The organism is Kitasatospora sp. NPDC003701 (assembly GCF_053587085.1).
The window spans coordinates 180254-195812 of record NZ_JBSFNM010000002.1 but is presented as its reverse complement, the minus strand read 5'-3'; the positions used below and the strand labels follow the sequence as shown (position 1 = coordinate 195812).

Genomic DNA, 15559 nt, shown 5'->3' with positions numbered 1-15559 from the left:
TCGGTGCATGTCGTACTCGCCGGCGGGGGGACCGCCGGTCACATCGAGCCGGCCCTCGCCCTCGCGGACGCCCTCCGCAGGCACGACCCGTCCATCGGGATCACCGCCCTGGGCACCGAGCGCGGACTGGAGACCCGGCTGGTACCCGAGCGGGGTTACCACCTGGAGCTGATTCCGGCCGTTCCGCTGCCCCGCAAGCCGACCCCCGAACTGATCACCGTCCCGGGCCGGCTGCGCGGCACCGTCCGGGCCGCCCAGGAGATCATCGAGCGGGTCAACGCCGACGCCGTGGTCGGCTTCGGCGGCTACGTGGCGATGCCGGCCTACCTGGCCGCCAAGCGGGCCGGGGTGCCGATCGTGGTCCACGAGGCCAACGCGCGGCCCGGCCTGGCCAACAAGATCGGCGCCCGCTACAGCGACTTCGTCGCGGTCTCCACGCCGGACAGCAAGTTGCGCGACTCCCGGTACATCGGCATCCCGCTGCGCCGGACCATCGCCACCCTGGACCGCAACGCGGCCCGGCCCGAGGCCCGGCACTACTTCGGCCTCGACCAGCGGCTGCCCACCCTGCTGGTCTCCGGCGGTTCGCAGGGCGCGCGGCGGCTCAACGAGACCGTCACCGCCATCGCGCCCCGGCTGCAGCAGTACGGCGTGCAGATCCTGCACGCCGTCGGCCCGAAGAACGAGCTGCCGCAGGTGGACGACATCCCCGGGATGCCGCCGTACCGCGCGGTGCCGTACGTGGACCGGATGGACCTCGCGTACGCCGCCGCCGACCTGATGCTCTGCCGGGCCGGCGCCATGACGGTGGCCGAGCTGGCGGCGGTCGGCCTGCCGGCCGCCTTCGTCCCGCTGCCGATCGGCAACGGCGAGCAGCGGCTGAACGCCCAGCCGATGGTCAAGGCCGGCGGCGGCCTGCTGGTCGACGACGCGGAATTGACCCCGGAGTGGGTGCTGCAGAACGTGCTGCCGGTGCTCACCGACCCGCAGCGGCTCTGGGACATGAGCCGGGCGGCCGCCGAGTTCGGCCGCCGGGACGCCGACGAGCTGCTGGTCGGCATGGTCTACGAGGCGATCGAGGCCGCCAGGGGTGGCCGCCGACGTGGCTGACGGCCGGCTCGCCGATCCGTCCCGGCCCGGCGGCCGGGGGACACCTCCCGGCCGCCGGGCCGGGGGCGGGTACCCGCAGGAGGAGGTGGAGTTCGGGGACGAGGACCACTCGCCCCGGCTCCGGCTCTCCCGGCGGGGCATCGCGGTGCTGGGTGCGCTCGGCGCCGCGGTGCTGGGCGTGCTGGCCTGGCTGGTGTTCTTCTCCTCGGCGCTGGACGTGCGCAGCGTCGCGGTGCAGGGGGTGCAGGACGACCGGCTGACGGTCGAGCAGGTGCGTGCGGCGATCGGCACGGTCGGGGCCGGCCCGCTGGCCCGGGTGGACCTGGACGACGCCACCCGGCGGGTGGAGGCGATCCCGCGGGTGGCCCGGGCCGAGGTCTGGCGAGGCTGGCCGCACACCCTGCGGGTGAAGATCACCCAGCGCACGGCGGTCGCCGCCGTCAAGGGGGAGGACGGCAAGTTCACCCAGGTGGATGCGGGTGGCGTGAGCTTCGCCACCGAGGACGCCGCCCCGGCGGGGGTGCCGGTGGTCGAACTGCGGCTCAGTCAGCAGGCGAACGATGTGGCCGCCGTGATCACCCGTCCGCAGTTGGTGCAGGGGGCGGTGGCGGTGGCGGCCGGACTGCCGGCGGAGGTCCGCCAGCGGGCCGGGGCGGTGCTGGTGCACTCCTACGACGACATCCAGCTGCAGCTCAGCGGGGGTGCGACGGTGCGCTGGGGGAGTCCGGAGCAGATCGATCGAAAAGCCCGGGTGCTGGTGGCACTGATGAGTCAGAAGGGTACGAACTTCGACGTCAGTGCGCCGGAGGCGCCGGCGGTGTCGTGATGATCCGGTAGGTTCTCTCTCTGGGGGAGGGGTTGACGCCTTTCGGTGACGGCCCGACCCTTGGTGGTCACCCCGGTTTCATAAGCCGGTTGATGATCACATAGGCTCAAAAGAAAAAGGGAAGCTCGGCGTGTTCGTTGAAACACGTGCCCGGGGCCACCTAGTGTCCTGTGTCACCAGACTGTGTTTCCTGGTGATGTGACGGAGGCACAGGACTAACCCTAAAGGTCAAGTTTAGGGTTGGGGTCGGCGGTCGGCATTTCGGACATTCAGTCAGAAACCAGGCTCCCTACCCATCGACATCCGTCGGTACGGCACCCCACCGGGGCCGGCCGACCCGGAAATTCGAGGCGAGAGGCCTTCGACGTGGCAGCACCGCAGAACTACCTCGCAGTCATCAAGGTCGTCGGCATCGGCGGCGGTGGTGTCAACGCCATCAACCGGATGATCGAGGTCGGTCTCAAGGGCGTCGAGTTCATCGCGATCAACACCGATGCGCAGGCCCTCCTGATGAGCGACGCCGACGTCAAGCTCGATGTGGGCCGTGAACTCACCCGGGGCCTCGGCGCCGGCGCCAACCCCGAGGTCGGCCGCAAGGCCGCCGAGGACCACCGCGAGGAGATCGAGGAGGTCCTCAAGGGGGCCGACATGGTCTTCGTGACCGCGGGCGAGGGCGGTGGGACCGGCACGGGCGGCGCGCCGGTCGTCGCCAACATCGCCCGCTCGCTCGGCGCGCTGACCATCGGCGTGGTCACCCGCCCCTTCACCTTCGAGGGCCGCCGCCGCGCGAACCAGGCCGAGGACGGCATCGCCGGCCTGCGCGAAGAGGTCGACACCCTCATCGTCATCCCCAACGACCGGCTGCTGTCCATCTCGGACCGCCAGGTCAGCGTGCTGGACGCGTTCCGCTCCGCCGACCAGGTGCTGCTCTCCGGCGTCCAGGGCATCACCGACCTGATCACCACCCCGGGTCTGATCAACCTCGACTTCGCGGACGTCAAGTCCGTCATGTCGGAGGCCGGTTCGGCGCTGATGGGCATCGGTTCCGCCCGCGGCGAGGACCGCGCCAAGGCGGCCGCCGTGATGGCGATCTCCTCGCCGCTGCTGGAGGCCTCGATCGACGGCGCCCGCGGCGTGCTGCTCTCCATCTCCGGTGGCTCGGACCTCGGCCTGTTCGAGATCAACGAGTCCGCCCAGCTGGTCAGCGAGGCCGCGCACCCCGAGGCCAACATCATCTTCGGTGCGGTCATCGACGACGCGCTCGGCGACGAGGTGCGGGTCACCGTGATCGCGGCCGGCTTCGACGGCGGCCAGCCCCCGGCGATCGTCCGCGACCCGGTGGTCAAGGCCACCCCGGCCACGCCGCCCGCCGCCCCCGAGCGTCCGGCGACCCGGCCCTCGTACGGGAGCATCGGCTCGGTCACCTCCCGTTCGGAGAACGAGGCCCCGGCGCGCTCGGCGGAGAGCCCGGCCACCACGACGGCCGCTCCGGTGCCGCCGCAGGTGCAGCCGGTCCGCCAGCCGTACGTGGAGAGCCCCGCCGAGGAGCTCGACGTGCCGGACTTCCTGAAGTAAGCAGTGGTCGATCACGCAGTACGCAACGGTGCTCACTTCGCCTTCACCGACCGGTGGGGCGGGGTGAGCACTTCGCCGTACGGGGAGCTGAACCTCGGCGGCGCGGTGGGGGACGACCCGGCCGCCGTCCGGCGCAACCGGGAGATCGCGGCCGGCGCGCTGGGCCTCGACCCGGCGGACGTGGTCTGGATGAACCAGGTCCACGGCGCGGACGTGGCCGTGGTGACGCGGCGCCAGCCCGCGGGGGAGGCGCCGACCGTCGACGCGGTGGTCACCGACCGGCCGCTGGCGCTGGCGGTGCTGACCGCGGACTGCACGCCGGTGCTGCTGGCCGACCCGGTGGCGGGCGTGGTGGGCGCGGCCCACGCGGGCCGGCCCGGGCTCGCGGCCGGGGTGGTGCCGGCGGTGGTCCGGGCGATGGTCGAACTGGGTGCCGAGCCGGGGCGGATCACCGCCGCGACCGGGCCCGCGGTCTGCGGCCGCTGCTACGAGGTGCCGGCCGAGCTGCGCGCCGAGGTGGCCGCGCTGGTGCCGGCCGCGCACGCCGAGACCTCCTGGGGCACCCCGGCCCTGGACGTGGCGGAGGGAGTGGCGGCCCAGCTGGCCGCTGCGGGAGTCACCGAGTTGGTGCGATCATCGGTCTGCACCCTCGAATCCGCCGATCACTACTCCTATCGCCGCGAGCAGCGCACGGGCCGGCTCGCGAGCTACGTCTGGTTGGGCTCTGATCACTCATGACGAACGACATCTACGGACCGTTCCCGGGCGGTGCGGATTTCCTGGCCGCCCTGACGGAGGGCCAGCGCGCCCGGTACGAGGAACTCGGGACCAACCTCGACGTGGTCGAGCGCCGGATCGCCGACGCCTGCGCGGCCGCGGGGCGGGCGCGTGACGAGGTGCGGCTGATCGTCGTCACCAAGACCTACCCGGCACAGGACAGCGCGCTGCTGGCCGCACTGGGCGTCACCGATGTCGCGGAGAACCGCGACCAGGACGCGGCGCCCAAGGCGGAGCAGTGCAGAAACCTTCCGCTGGACTGGCACTTCGTCGGCCAGCTGCAGACCAACAAGGTCCGCTCGGTGGTCCGGTACGCGAACCACGTGCACTCGGTGGACCGGCTGCGGCTGGTGGAGTCGCTCTCCGCGGCGGTGCTCAAGGCCGAGCGCCCGGAGCTCGGCTGCCTGGTGCAGGTCGCGCTGGAGAAGGAGCACGGCGAGGGCGAGGGCCGGGCCGGGGTCGCCCCGGCGGAGGTCGGGGCGCTGGCCGACGCGATCGCCGCCGCGCCCGGGCTGCGACTGGACGGTGTGATGACCGTCGCCCCGCTCTCCGGGCCGCTCGCTGGGGACCCGGCCCGGGCCTTCGGGCGGTTGACGGAAATCGCAACCGCCGTACGGACGGCCCATCCTGCTGCCACCATGGTTTCCGCAGGAATGAGCGGTGACCTTGAGCAGGCCGTTGCCGCCGGGGCGACACATGTGCGCGTCGGAACGGCGGTACTCGGAGTGCGGTCACCCCTCAGGTAACGTCACCGGGTAGTAGATCAGACTGCAGGACAAAATAGGACAGAAACTAGCAGCTTTCCAGAGCGCTAGCGAACCGTGGATCGCAGCTCCGCGGCCCCCACCCACGAGTTCTGACCGGCCGTCGGCCCGACGGCTCGTCGTGGGCGGACCGCGGAATCCGCAGGCGGGGCCGGACGGCCCGGCCGTCGGTACGGAGCCGGTCCACCACGGAGCGAGCAGGGCGAGCGACCATCGAGAGGCGCGCGTTCGCGAAGCGACCACCTCGCGTAGCGGGGCGGGCATGAGCGGAGGAGACAGGAGCATGGCCGGCGCAATGCGCAAGATGGCGGTCTACCTCGGCCTCGTGGAGGACGAGACGTACGACGGCCAGGGGTACGACCCCGACGACGACTACGACGCGGACCCCGAGCCGATCCGAACGGGGCGGACGGAGGACATCCCCCGGCCCGCCGCGGCACCCGCCCCGGTCTCCTCGATCACGCCGCAGCCGGTGCCGGCCGCGGTGCCGATCCGCCAGGAGACCCCGAGGATGGCCCCAGTGTCGTCCATCACACCCGAACGCCGCCACAACCTGGAGAAGAGCGCCCCGGTGATCATGCCCAAGGTAGTGAACGAACGAGAGCCCTACCGCATCACCACGCTGCACCCCCGGACCTACAACGAGGCCCGTACGATCGGGGAACAGTTCCGTGGCGGCACCCCGGTGATCATGAATTTGACCGAGATGGACGACACCGATGCCAAGCGGCTCGTAGACTTCGCCGCTGGACTCGTCTTCGGTCTGCACGGCAGTATCGAGCGCGTGACACAGAAGGTGTTCCTGCTGTCGCCTGCTAACGTCGATGTCACGGCGGAGGACAAGGCTCGGATCGCCGAGGGTGGGTTCTTCAACCAGAGCTGACCCGGCCACGACTTTACGTGTGGATCTGATCGACAGTGAGTTAGTGACAGGCGGCACGGCCGAAGGGCCGAGAACCGGGGAGAGGGAAGCGCGATGGGGATCGTGTGGGCGGTGCTCTATTACGCGCTGACCGTCTTCCTGGTGTTCCTGCTTGTGCGGCTGGTGATGGACTGGGTGTTCCAGTTCGCACGTTCGTGGCGGCCCGGCAAGGCCATGGTCCTGGTCCTGGAGGCCACGTACACTGTCACGGATCCGCCGCTCAAGCTTCTTCGGCGGTTCATTCCGCCGTTGCGTCTCGGGGGCGTGGCGCTCGACCTGTCCTTCTTCGTACTGATGATCATTGTGTATGTCCTGATCTCGCTTGTGCGGCCCTAGTCGTAGGTGAGCGATGCGACAGGATGCCGGTGTGCCGACGATCACGTTGAGGTGAAGAGATGCCATTGACCCCCGAGGACGTTCGGAACAAGCAGTTCACGACCGTCCGCCTGCGCGAAGGCTATGACGAGGACGAGGTCGATGCCTTCCTCGACGAGGTCGAGGCGGAGCTGACCCGCCTTCTCCGCGAGAACGAGGACCTGCGCGCCAAGCTGGCCGCCGCGACCCGTGCCGCCGCGCAGAACCAGGCCAACATGCGCAAGGAGCCGCCGCAGGACTCGCGTCCCGGCGCCCCGGTGCCGGCCGCCATATCCGGCCCGCCGGTGCCCGGGCAGCAGCAGGGCCCCGGCCCGCAGCAGATGGGCGGCCCCGGCGGTCCGCAGCAGATGGGCGGCCCGCAGCAGCAGCAGATGGGCAACCAGCCCCTCGGCCTGCCGTCCGGCGCCCCGCAGCTCCCGTCCGGCCAGGGCGGCCCGATGGGCGGCCCGCAGCAGCAGATGAACCAGACCATGGGCGGCCAGCAGCAGCTGGTGCAGCCGATGGGCGGTCAGATGCTCCAGCCCATGGGCGGCCCCGGTGGCCCGCAGCAGATGGGCAACCCGATGGGCCAGGGCATGGGCCAGCAGCAGATGCAGCAGATGGGTGGCCCGATGGGCCAGCCGCAGCAGATGGGCGGCCCGCTCGGCGCTCCGATGCAGCAGCAGCAGCAGGGCCCCGGTGGCGACAGCGCGGCCCGCGTGCTGGCGCTCGCCCAGCAGACCGCCGACCAGGCGATCTCGGAGGCCCGTTCCGAGGCCAACAAGATCGTCGGCGAGGCGCGCAGCCGGGCCGAGGGCCTGGAGCGCGACGCCCGTGCCAAGGCCGACGCCCTGGAGCGGGACGCGCAGGAGAAGCACCGCGTCGCGATGGGCTCGCTGGAGTCCGCGCGCGCCACGCTGGAGCGCAAGGTCGAGGACCTGCGGGCCTTCGAGCGCGAGTACCGCACGCGTCTGAAGTCCTACCTGGAGACCCAGCTGCGCCAGCTGGAGTCGCAGGCGGACGACTCGCTCGCTCCGCCGCGCATCCCGGCCACCGCCTCGCTGCCGCCGGCCGCGTCGTCGATGGCTCCGGCCGGTGCGTCCGCGATGAGCGGGGGTGCTCCGAGCTTCGGTGGCAACCAGCCGTCCTTCGGCGGGAACCAGCCCTCGTTCGGTGGCCAGAGCTCCTTCGGCGGCAACAACGGTGCGCCGAGCTTCGGCGGGCAGTCCTCCGGCGGCAACTCCGGTGCCCCGCAGATGCAGCCGGCCGGGATGACGCAGCCGATGGCGGCCGTCCGTCCGCAGCCGCCGCAGCCGATGCAGCAGGCGCCGGCGCCGATGCGCGGGTTCCTGATCGACGAGGACGGCGACAACTGAGGTTGTAGCCAGGCATTTCGAGGGCGCCCCTGCCGTGACTTCCGGGTCATGACGGGGGCGCCCTCGTCCGTGCCCGCAGGGGGGCGGACGCGGGCGCGTCCGGGGACGGCGAAGCCGCCGCCGCCCCGGGTGGGGCGGCGGCGGCTTCGGGGCGTTCCGGTCGGGCCCGGTGGATCGGGCCCTGCGGATCACGGCCGGTGGATCAGGCCTTGCGGAGCTGGAAGGCGAGGCCGAGGCCCTCGTCCGAGAAGGTCTCGGACTCCCAGTCGGCGGCGCCGGCCGCGAAGTCGGTGGCCAGCACCTCCTCGGCGACCAGCGGGCCGTGCTCGGCGATCGCCTCGGCGGTCTCCTCGTTGGCGGCCTGCCAGCGCAGCACGATCCGGTCGGCGACGTCGAGGCCGGAGTTCTTCCGGGCCTCCTGGATCTGGCGGATCGCGTCCCGGGCGACGCCCAGGCGCTTGAGCTCCGGCGTGATGTGCAGGTCGAGCGCGACGGTCGCGCCGGACTCGTTGGCGACCGCCCAGCCCTCGCGCGGCGTCTCGGTGATGATCACCTCGTCCGGGCCCAGCTCGATCCGCTCGCCGTTCAGCTCGACGCCGGTGGTGCCGTCGGTGCGCAGCTCGGCGGCGAGCTGCGCGGCGTCGGCGGCGGCGACCGCCTTGGCCACGTCCTGGACGCCCTTGCCGAAGCGCTTGCCCAGCGCGCGGAAGTTGGCCTTCGCGGTGGTGTCGACCAGCGAGCCGCCGACCTGCGCCAGCGACTCCAGGGCGGAGACGTTGAGCTCCTCGGCGATCTGCGCGCGCAGATCGGCCGGCAGCTCGTCCCAGCCCTGGGCGGCGATCAGCGCGCGGGAGAGCGGCTGACGGGTCTTCACGCCGGACTCGGCGCGGGTGGCCCGGCCCAGCTCGACCAGCCGGCGCACCAGCGCCATGTGGCGCGAGAGGTCCGCGTCGATCAGCGCCTCGTCCGCCTCCGGCCAGGTGGCCAGGTGCACCGAGGCCGGGGCCTGCGGCGCGACCGGGACGACGAGGTCCTGCCAGACCTGCTCGGTGATGAACGGGGTCAGCGGGGCCATCAGCCGGGTGACCGTCTCCAGCGCCTCGTGCAGGGTGGCGAGCGCGGCGGCGTCGCCCTGCCAGAAGCGGCGGCGGCCGCGGCGGACGTACCAGTTGGAGAGGTCGTCGACGAAGCCGGAGAGCAGCTTGCCGGCGCGCTGGGTGTCGTAGGCCTCGAAGGCCGCGTCGACCTCGCGGACCAGGGTGTTCAGCTCGGAGAGCACCCAGCGGTCCAGCTGCGGGCGCTCGGCCGGGGCCGGGTCGCTCGCGGAGGGCGCCCAGCCGGAGGTGCGGGCGTACAGGGCCTGGAAGGCGACGGTGTTCCAGTAGGTGAGGAGGGTCTTGCGGACCACCTCCTGGATGGTGCCGTGGCCGACCCGGCGGGCCGACCAGGGCGAACCGCCGGCCGCCATGAACCAGCGCACCGCGTCCGCGCCGTGCTGGTCCATCAGCGGGATCGGCTGCAGGATGTTGCCCAGGTGCTTGGACATCTTGCGGCCGTCCTCGGCCAGGATGTGGCCCAGGCAGACGACGTTCTCGTAGCTGTTCTTGTCGAACACCAGGGTGCCGACGGCCATCAGCGTGTAGAACCAGCCACGGGTCTGGTCGATCGCCTCGGAGATGAACTGCGCCGGGTAGCGCTTCTCGAACAGCTCCTTGTTCTCGTACGGGTAGCCGTACTGGGCGAAGGGCATCGAGCCGGAGTCGTACCAGGCGTCGATCACCTCGGGCACCCGGGTGGCGGTGCCGGAGCACTCGCGGCAGGCGAAGGTGACGTCGTCGATGTACGGGCGGTGCGGGTCGAGGCCGCTCCGGTCGGTGCCGGTCAGCTCGGAGAGCTCGGCCAGCGAGCCGACGCAGGTGAGGTGGCCCTCCTCGCAGCGCCAGATCGGCAGCGGGGTGCCCCAGTAGCGGTTACGGCTGAGCGCCCAGTCGATGTTGTTGTTCAGCCAGTCGCCGAAGCGGCCGTGCTTGACGTTCTCCGGGTACCAGTTGGTGGCCTCGTTCTCGCGGATCAGCGCGTCCTTGACGGCGGTGGTCCGGATGTACCAGGACGGCTGCGCGTAGTAGAGCAGCGCGGTGTGGCAGCGCCAGCAGTGCGGGTAGCTGTGCTCGTACGGCAGGTGGCGGAAGAGCAGGCCGCGCTCCTTGAGGTCCGCGACCAGGGCCTCGTCGGCCTTCTTGAAGAACTGGCCGCCGACCAGCGGGACCTCGGGGGCGAAGGTGCCGTCGGCGAGCACCGGGTTGACCACCGGCAGGCCGTAGCGGCGGCAGGTCGCGAGGTCGTCCGCGCCGAAGGCGGGGGACTGGTGGACGATACCGGTGCCGTCCTCGGTGGTGACGTAGTCGGCGTTGAGGACGTAGTGCGCGTCCTCGATCTCGACCAGGTCGAAGGGGCGCCGGTACGTCCAGCGCTCCATCTCGGCGCCGGTGAAGGACTCGCCGGTGGCCTCCCAGCCCTCGCCGAGCGCCTTGGCCAGCAGCGGCTCCGCGACGACCAGCCGCTCGGTGCCGTCGGTGGCCACCACGTAGGTGACCTCGGGGTGGACGGCGGCGGCGGTGTTGGAGACCAGGGTCCACGGGGTGGTCGTCCAGATCAGCAGCGCGGCCCCGCCGGCCAGCGGGCCGGAGGTGAGCGGGAAGCGGACGAAGACCGAGGGGTCGACGACGGTCTCGTAGCCCTGGGCCAGCTCGTGGTCGGACAGGCCGGTGCCGCAGCGCGGGCACCAGGGGGCGACCCGGTGGTCCTGGACCAGCAGGCCCTTGTCGAAGATCTGCTTGAGCGACCACCAGACCGACTGGACGTAGGACGGGTCCATCGTCCGGTAGGCGTCGTCGAGGTCGACCCAGTAGCCCATCCGGGTGGTCAGCTCGGTGAAGGCGTCGGTGTGGCGGGTCACCGACTCGCGGCACTTGGCGTTGAACTCGGCGATGCCGTACGCCTCGATGTCCTGCTTGCCGGAGAAGCCCAGCTCCTTCTCGACGGCCAGCTCGACCGGGAGGCCGTGACAGTCCCAGCCGGCCTTGCGGGCGACGTGGTAGCCCTTCATCGTCCGGTAGCGCGGGAAGACGTCCTTGAAGACGCGGGCCTCGATGTGGTGGGCGCCGGGCATGCCGTTGGCGGTCGGCGGTCCCTCGTAGAACACCCACTCGGGGCGGCCCTCGGACTGCTCCAGGCTGCGCTGGAAGATCTTGTTGTCCTGCCAGAACGAGAGGATCTGGTGTTCGAGGGCAGGCAGGTCCACCTGCGCGGGGACGGAGTTGTAGGTGGTCATCGCGGCTGTCAACCTCCGACGGATGTGGGCTGGATCCGACGGAGGGACGAGACGGCATGCCGCCCCGCGGTACCACCCTCCTTGGCCGCGGTGCTGCTGCGACCCTCTTGTTTGGGCTTGCTGCCGGGTCTACCGGGCTGCTGGGACCTGCCCAGCGGCCGTTCTTCCGGCGGCTCCGGGGTGATCTTCCCGCCGTGCACACCCCCGGGCTCGCACCGTCCCCGGGTCGCTGGTGGCTGCGTACGTCGGTACTCGTCCCATCTGCGCCTTGCCGGCCCAGTCTATCGGCAGCCGCAAGTCGGTTTGTCCGGCGCCGCGACGGCGGGCGGAGGCGGTTAGGCGGGGGTGTTCTGGGCACAACTCTGGTCAGCGCGCGGGGCGGGGCGGCTGTGACGGCTGCCTGGGTGGGATCATTGTGAGGCGTCGGTATGTCATGTTGTGACCGGTTTTGATGGGGATTATCGTTCCGGCACTGGAAGCCGCCGGGAACCGGCGGCTCGATTCGTTCGTAGATGGGGTCGAAGCCATGGCTGATGAGGCAACCGGCGCGGGTACCGTCACCAAGCGGGCTCGCAAGGCTGTGGCAGGCGAACCAGGGGAGGGGACCGTGACCACTACCGCACGGCACAAGACCAGCAACGACTCCGCACTTGTGGGCCCCGGCCGCACCCGCACGCCGGCCGCGGCCGCGGCCCGCGGCGGTGGCGCCGAATCGGTGGACCCGGCCGAGCTGCCCGTCCGCCCGGGCGAGGACCCGTGGACCTCGCAGGAGGTGCACGAGCTGCACGCCGAGCTGATCACCGAGCTGGACCGGCTGCAGAACGAGATCGGGACGGCCGAGGCCGCCATCACCGGGCTGATGCGCGACTCCAACGACGGAGCCGGCGACGACCAGGTGGACGCCGGTACGAAGAACATCTCCCGGGAGAGCGAGCTGGCGCTGGCCAACAACGCCAGGGACAGCCTCGCCCAGGCCGAGCGCGCGCTGGCCCGGCTGGAGGGGGTCGGCTTCGGGACCTGCGAGTCCTGCGGCCAGGCCATCGGCAAGGCCCGGATGCAGGCCTTCCCCAGGGCGACGCTCTGCGTCCAGTGCAAGGCCAAGCAGGAACGCCGCTGACCGGGGCGACGCGGGGGGTCGGGCTTGCCGTACGCTCGACCCCGTAACGTCGCCTGACTCGTCGAGGTCGGCGACCACCGGCCCACTCTCCCCCGACCTTCGGCCCCGGGGGACCCTCATCGGCAGCGGAGCGGATCATCAGTACGCAAGGTTCCCCCCAGACGCGGGACGAGTCCGTCCCGACCCCCGCCGTAGCCGTGGAGGAGGCCGTGGTCGAGCCCGGTGAGGTGACCGCTCCGGTGGAGCGGGAGGCGCCGAAGGGGCGCCGGCGGATCGGCGTCCTGCTGGGCGTCGCGCTGGTCGCCTTCCTGATCGACCTGGGGACCAAGCTGCTGGTGGTCGCCCGGCTGGAGAACCACGCGGCGATCAAGGTGATCGGCGACGTGGTGACCTTCCAGGTGATCCGCAACTCCGGCGCCGCGTTCGGCATGGGACAGGCGCTGACCATCGTCTTCACGGTGATCGCCGCGTCCGTCATCGTGGTCATCTGGCGGATCGCCCGCCGGCTGTACAGCCTCCCGTGGGCGATCGCGCTGGGGCTGCTGCTCGGCGGGGCGCTGGGCAACCTCACCGACCGGCTGTTCCGCTCGCCGAGCGCGTTCCGCGGCCACGTCGTGGACTTCATCTCCGTCCAGCACTTCGCGGTCTTCAACCTCGCCGACTCGGCGATCGTCTGCGGCGGCATCCTGGTGGTGCTGCTCTCCTTCCGCGGCAGCAACCCGGACGGCACCGTCCACCAGCCGGCCGACAAGGGCGGCGCGGGCAAGGGCGAGGCCGGCGCGGGGGACGCGGACGAGGACCGGCCCGGCCCGACCGCGTAAGGGGCCGCTCCCGCGTCCGGCATACTCGTACGGGTGAGTACCGCAGCGCAGATCCGCAGCCTCCCCGTACCCGACGGCCTGGAGGGCGAGCGTCTCGACGCCGCCCTCGCCCGGATGTTCGGCTTCTCCCGGACGAAGGCCGCCGAGTTGGCCGCCGACGGCAAGGTGACGCTCGACGGCGCCCTGGCCGGAAAGTCGGACCGGGTCACCGCCGGCTCCTGGCTGGAGGTCGAGATCCCGGCCCCCGCCGCGCCCGTGCGGATCGTCGCCGAGCATGTCGAGGGCATGCGCATCGTCCACGACGACGAGGACATCGTGCTCGTCGACAAGCCGGTCGGCGTCGCCGCCCACCCCAGCCCCGGCTGGACCGGCCCGACCGTGATCGGCGGCCTGGCCGCCGCCGGCTACCGGATCTCCACCTCCGGCGCCGCCGAGCGCCAGGGCGTCGTGCACCGGCTCGACGTCGGCACCTCCGGGCTGATGGTGGTCGCCAAGTCCGAGCGCGCCTACACCGACCTCAAGCGGCAGTTCCACGACCGGGTGACCGAGAAGAAGTACCACACGCTGGTGCAGGGCCACCCGGACCCGATGAGCGGCACCGTGGACGCCCCGATCGGGCGCCACCCCAGCTCGGACTGGAAGTGGGCGGTCACCCGCGAGGGCAAGCCGTCCGTCACCCACTACGACCTCATCGAGGCGTACCGGGCCGCGTCGCTGCTGGACATCAAGCTGGAGACCGGCCGGACCCACCAGATCCGGGTGCACATGTCCGCGCTGCGCCACCCCTGCGTCGGCGACCTCACCTACGGCGCCGACCCGACGCTGGCCAAGCGGCTCGGGCTGACCCGGCAGTGGCTGCACGCGGTCTCGCTCGGCTTCGAGCACCCGGCCGACGGCGAGTGGGTGCAGTTCTCCAGCGAGTACCCCGAGGACCTGCGCAAGGCGCTGGACATCATCGCCGCGGAGAGCTGACATGAGCCCGTTCGCGGTGCGGATCCGGGTGGCCGACGGCGAGGACGACCTGGCGCTGGTGCGGGGTGTCCGGCACGAGGTGTTCATCGCCGAGCAGGGCGTGCCCGAGGAGCTGGAGTACGACGAGCTCGACGCGACCTCCGAGCACCTGCTGGCGGTCGGCCCGGAGGGCGAGCCGCTCGGCACCGCCCGGCTGATCCACGGCCCGCAGGCGCTCGCCCTCACCGGCGGGACGGCGGGCCGGGTGCTGCTCGGCCGGCTCGCGGTGGTGAAGGCGGCGCGCGGCACCGGGCTGGGCGCCGAGCTGGTGCGCGCGGTGGAGGCGGCCGGACGCGGGCGGGGCGCCCGCGAGGTCGAGCTGCACGCGCAGGTCCAGGCGCTGGGCTTCTACGAGCGGCTCGGCTACACGGCCGAGGGGCCGGTCTACGACGACGCCGGGATCCCGCACCGCACCATGACCCGGGTGCTCTAGGACGATTCGGGGTGCTCCTCCGTCCGCAGGCGGGGGAGCGCGCCCGGGTGCTCGTCGCGCAGGTAGGCGACCAGCTGCTCGCGGACGGCGAAGCGCAGCAGGGCGGCGTCGTCGGGGTTGCGGGCGGTCATCGTGGCGCGCACCACCAGGGTGCTCGGGGTGCTGTCGGTGGCGTGGAGGGCCCACTCGGCGCCGTCCCAGCGCGGATCGCGCTCCAGCCGCTCGTGCAGGGCGGCGCGCAGCCGGTCCACCGGGGTGGTGTGGTCGACGTGCAGGACGACCGCGGCGAGCAGGCCCGGGTCGCGGCGGGTCCAGTTCTCGAAGGGCTTGTTGACGAAGTACGAGACCGGGACGACCAGCCGGCGGTAGTCCCAGAGCCGGATCACCAGGTAGGAGAGGGTGATCTCCTCGACGGTGCCCTGCTGGCCGTCGACCACCACGGTGTCGCCGATCCGGACGGTGTCGCCGAAGGCGATCTGCAGGCCCGCGAAGAAGTTGCTCAGGGTGCCCTGGAGCGCGATGCCGGCCACGATGCCGAGGATGCCGGCGGAGGCGAGCAGGCCGGCCCCGACGGTGCGCATCGCGGAGAAGGTCAGCAGCATCACGGCGACGGTGACCACGACGATCACGGCGTCGGCCACCCGGCGCAGCATGCTGATCTGGGTGTGCACCCGCTGCACCCGGGCGGGGTCGTCGGCGACCGTCTCGTACCGGCTGAGCACCGCCTCCAGGACGGCCGCCACCACCCGGACGGCGAGCCAGCCGACGGCGGCGAGCAGGATCAGCAGCACCAGGTGGTGCAGGCTGTCGTCGTGCTGGTGGAAGATCCGCTCCAGCGGCGCGGCGGCGAGCAGCAGGGCCGACACGACCACGAGCTGCAGGGGGATCCGGCAGCGGCGCAGCAGCGGCCAGACGGCGGCGTCCGGGTGACTCGCGGCGACGCGCTGGAGCACCTGGTCGACGACCCAGCCGGTCACCAGGGTGGCGGCGACGGCGGCGAGCAGGGCGAGCAGCGGCCGGAGCACAGGCACACCTCGTCGTCGGGCGGTGGGGCGGGACGTGCGTACGATACCCGGGCGTAGTCGGGTGAATCGGTTGATTCGGTGCGCTCCGGCCCGGGCGGCTTTATCGGACGCCTACCG

14 protein-coding genes are annotated in these 15559 nt (G+C 71.9%); 12 read left to right on the top strand and 2 right to left on the bottom strand.

All coding sequences use genetic code 11. The annotated features are described in order from the left end of the window. Positions 1-3 precede the first annotated feature (3 nt). From murG to ACWDRR_RS02980, 8 genes are all read left to right on the top strand, one after another. On the top strand, positions 4-1110 hold the full coding sequence (gene murG / locus ACWDRR_RS03015; RefSeq protein ID WP_387880332.1) for an undecaprenyldiphospho-muramoylpentapeptide beta-N-acetylglucosaminyltransferase: 1107 nt from the start codon (positions 4-6) through the stop codon (positions 1108-1110). Then, positions 1103-1936 carry a cell division protein FtsQ/DivIB gene (locus ACWDRR_RS03010; RefSeq protein WP_449770407.1) on the top strand — a complete coding sequence of 278 codons (834 nt, stop codon included), beginning with the start codon at positions 1103-1105 and terminating at the stop codon, positions 1934-1936. The genes murG and ACWDRR_RS03010 overlap by 8 nt, the downstream gene beginning before the upstream one ends. A 366-nt stretch (positions 1937-2302) precedes the next feature. Further along, the gene (gene ftsZ / locus ACWDRR_RS03005) at positions 2303-3511 is read left to right on the top strand and encodes a cell division protein FtsZ (RefSeq protein WP_449770406.1); all 1209 of its coding nucleotides are present in this window, start codon (positions 2303-2305) and stop codon (positions 3509-3511) included. Positions 3512-3514: 3 nt separating this feature from the next. Then, the gene (gene pgeF / locus ACWDRR_RS03000) at positions 3515-4249 is read left to right on the top strand and encodes a peptidoglycan editing factor PgeF (RefSeq protein WP_449770405.1); all 735 of its coding nucleotides are present in this window, start codon (positions 3515-3517) and stop codon (positions 4247-4249) included. Then, positions 4246-5034, top strand: coding sequence for a YggS family pyridoxal phosphate-dependent enzyme (locus ACWDRR_RS02995; RefSeq protein ID WP_449770404.1), 789 nt, complete (start codon positions 4246-4248; stop codon positions 5032-5034). Before pgeF ends, ACWDRR_RS02995 begins: the two co-directional genes overlap by 4 nt. Positions 5035-5335: 301 nt before the next feature. Next, entirely contained in the window at positions 5336-5935 is a 600-nt protein-coding gene (locus tag ACWDRR_RS02990; protein ID WP_329487250.1) for a cell division protein SepF, read from the top strand. Positions 5936-6028: 93 nt separating this feature from the next. Further along, on the top strand, positions 6029-6310 hold the full coding sequence (locus ACWDRR_RS02985; RefSeq protein ID WP_148645520.1) for a YggT family protein: 282 nt from the start codon (positions 6029-6031) through the stop codon (positions 6308-6310). Between the two features lie 59 nt (positions 6311-6369). After that, on the top strand, positions 6370-7704 hold the full coding sequence (locus tag ACWDRR_RS02980) for a DivIVA domain-containing protein (protein WP_449770403.1): 1335 nt from the start codon (positions 6370-6372) through the stop codon (positions 7702-7704). Between the two features lie 202 nt (positions 7705-7906). Here ACWDRR_RS02980 and ileS read toward each other — a convergent pair whose 3' ends face one another. Further along, complete coding sequence (gene ileS / locus ACWDRR_RS02975; protein WP_449770402.1) at positions 7907-11035, bottom strand: isoleucine--tRNA ligase; 3129 nt, start codon at positions 11033-11035, stop codon at positions 7907-7909. Between the two features lie 607 nt (positions 11036-11642). On the opposite strand from ileS, the gene ACWDRR_RS02970 reads away from it, so the two are divergent. From ACWDRR_RS02970 to ACWDRR_RS02955, 4 genes are all read left to right on the top strand, one after another. Beyond that, positions 11643-12152, top strand: coding sequence for a TraR/DksA family transcriptional regulator (locus tag ACWDRR_RS02970; RefSeq protein ID WP_449770401.1), 510 nt, complete (start codon positions 11643-11645; stop codon positions 12150-12152). Positions 12153-12361: 209 nt separating this feature from the next. Continuing rightward, positions 12362-12973, top strand: a complete 612-nt coding sequence (gene lspA, locus ACWDRR_RS02965) for a signal peptidase II (protein ID WP_449770400.1) — start codon at positions 12362-12364, stop codon at positions 12971-12973. Positions 12974-13006: 33 nt separating this feature from the next. Continuing rightward, the gene (locus ACWDRR_RS02960) at positions 13007-13945 is read left to right on the top strand and encodes an RluA family pseudouridine synthase (RefSeq protein WP_449770399.1); all 939 of its coding nucleotides are present in this window, start codon (positions 13007-13009) and stop codon (positions 13943-13945) included. A gap of 1 nt (position 13946) precedes the next feature. Further along, complete coding sequence (locus ACWDRR_RS02955) at positions 13947-14417, top strand: GNAT family N-acetyltransferase (protein ID WP_449770398.1); 471 nt, start codon at positions 13947-13949, stop codon at positions 14415-14417. On the opposite strand, the gene ACWDRR_RS02950 is transcribed toward ACWDRR_RS02955, so the two are convergent. Beyond that, positions 14414-15442, bottom strand: a complete 1029-nt coding sequence (locus tag ACWDRR_RS02950; RefSeq protein ID WP_449770397.1) for a mechanosensitive ion channel family protein — start codon at positions 15440-15442, stop codon at positions 14414-14416. The genes ACWDRR_RS02955 and ACWDRR_RS02950 overlap by 4 nt on opposite strands. Positions 15443-15559: the final 117 nt, after the last annotated feature.